Source organism: Zhengella mangrovi (assembly GCF_002727065.1).
Lineage (GTDB): Bacteria > Pseudomonadota > Alphaproteobacteria > Rhizobiales > Rhizobiaceae > Zhengella > Zhengella mangrovi.
Window position 1 is genome coordinate 1 of the sequence record NZ_PDVP01000074.1, and the last position, 520, is coordinate 520.

Sequence of the window (520 nt, forward strand, 5' to 3'; positions counted from 1 at the left end):
CTCGGTCTATGCCTTCGGCCAGGGCACGGTGCTGCGGCGCGGCGACCTGCGGGCCAACGACCGCGGCGGGGCGGGGGCGCGCTGGCGCCTGTCCGACCAGGTGGCGCTGTCGGGCGAGGTGTCCTACGGCACGGCCGGCTGGGGCGCGCTGGGCACGGTCGACTACGATCCGGATGCCGACAGCCACTATTACGTCGGCTACAAGCTGGACCCGGACCGGGCCTGGAGCGACACCGGCTCGCTGCTGCAGGGCACGGATGCCGGCACGGTGGTGGCCGGCGTGCGGCGCCGGCTGTCCGACGAGCTGTCGGTGTTCAGCGAGAGCGACCTGGACCTGTTCGGCCGCAACCGGTCGCTGGGCCAGACCTACGGCGTGAGCTACCAGCCGACGACGGCCTGGACGCTGACCGGCGGGTTCGAGAGCGGGCAGATCCGCGACGACCGCATCGTCGGCGGGGTCAAGGCGTCGGACTTCGACCGCTTCGCCCTCTCCACGGCGGCGACCTACAAGGGCGAGGAC

1 pseudogene is annotated in these 520 nt (G+C 72.9%); it reads left to right on the forward strand.

Going from position 1 to position 520, the window contains the following annotated elements:
• Window positions 1–520 (forward strand): annotated as a pseudogene (locus CSC94_RS24820) (TonB-dependent receptor); the annotation flags it as partial.